The 939-nt window shown below is 43.8% G+C and carries 1 protein-coding gene; it reads right to left on the reverse strand.

All coding sequences use genetic code 11. The features are described 5' to 3' along the window. Nucleotides 1-17: 17 nt before the first annotated feature. The gene (locus CRP01_RS41700) at nt 18-851 is read right to left on the reverse strand and encodes an IS5 family transposase (RefSeq protein ID WP_099156028.1); all 834 of its coding nucleotides are present in this window, start codon (nt 849-851) and stop codon (nt 18-20) included. Nucleotides 852-939 lie beyond the last annotated feature (88 nt).

Here is a 939-nt window from a genome sequence, read left to right on the forward strand (position 1 = left end):
AGAGACTGTTTTAAAACCTAATAATTACGCCGCATCAATAATCTGATAGAGGCAATATAAATCATACTTCGACTATGTTTTGGATTATATTCATAATCCTTACTCAAACGCCTAGCATGATGCAACCACCCAAACGTTCTTTCTACGACCCATCTGCGTGGTAATAGCACAAAGCCTTTGGTATCCTCCTGGCGCAAAACCACCTGCCAAATCCATCCCCAGATTTTCATTACCCAATCGGACAGTTCTTCGCCTCGGTAGCCGCCATCAACCCAAACCAGCTTTATTCTTGTGCATAAGTGTCGAAGGCATTTTACCTTTTTAATACGTTTGAGGAATTTCATAGCTCCGGCCTTTTCCGAAACACTGGCGGCACAAACCATTGCGGCCAATAGCAGTCCTTGGGAATCAGTCAGAATGAAACGTTTACGCCCTTTGGTCTTTTTACCTGCATCAAATCCTCGATCTGGCCCGCCCACAGAAGTACTTTTGACGGATTGAGAATCTAGGCTGGCTGCACTCGGACGGTTTTTTCTACCGCTCCTGCGACGAGTTTTCTTTACAAACCAGGCATTAATCCATTCCCAGGTCCCATTTAAACTCCAGTTTCGAAAGTAACCATAGACGGTATTCCAATTTGGAAAGTCATGAGGAAGACTGCGCCAAGTACAGCCATTTTTGACCACATAAAAAATACCGTTAATCACTTCTTTGAGCTCTACTGGCGGACGACCACCCTTCGCCGTACCTGAGTTGGAGGCTGGGAGTAACTCCTTAAGTTTTTTCCAGCCATGCTTGGTCATGTCACTTGGATACTTGGCCCGTTTGGCCTTATATTGTGATGTACTCATTTCGGATTGTTTTATGATTCAGCACCACAAAATTCTCCGTTTTGAGTACATCTTGTATTATTTACGAGTAGGTTTTAAAACAGTCTCT

Source organism: Flavilitoribacter nigricans DSM 23189 = NBRC 102662 (assembly GCF_002646595.1).
Lineage (GTDB): Bacteria > Bacteroidota > Bacteroidia > Chitinophagales > Saprospiraceae > Flavilitoribacter > Flavilitoribacter nigricans.

Bases quoted from the DNA above. Each gene is read 5' to 3' on its own strand.
- CRP01_RS41700 (WP_099156028.1), bottom strand. From the start codon at position 851: ATGAGTACATCACAATATAAGGCCAAACGGGCCAAGTATCCAAGTGAC.